Source organism: Bacillus cereus group sp. BfR-BA-01379 (assembly GCF_022663605.1).
In the GTDB taxonomy this organism is placed as follows: Bacteria; Bacillota; Bacilli; order Bacillales; family Bacillaceae_G; genus Bacillus_A; species Bacillus_A mobilis.
Map to the genome: position 1 here is coordinate 1 of NZ_JAKUFT010000313.1, position 223 is coordinate 223.

Here is a 223-nt window from a genome sequence, read left to right on the forward strand (position 1 = left end):
TTTGTAGTATGTATTACTAGTATTTCCGGAAGCTGGTTGTGTTTGAGCTTGTTGTGCTTTTTTCTGCTCTTCTTGTTGTTTACGAGCCTGTTCATCAGCTAGACGTTTTTGTTCTTCTTGTTGTTTACGAGCCTGTTCATCAGCTAGACGTTTTTGCTCTTCTTGTTGTTTACGAGCCTGTTCATCAGCTAGACGTTTTTGTTCTTCTTGTTGTTTACGAGCC

1 pseudogene is annotated in these 223 nt (G+C 39.9%); it reads right to left on the reverse strand.

Annotated features, from left to right (window positions below):
• Nucleotides 1-223, reverse strand: a pseudogene (locus MR113_RS28020) (excalibur calcium-binding domain-containing protein); the annotation flags it as partial.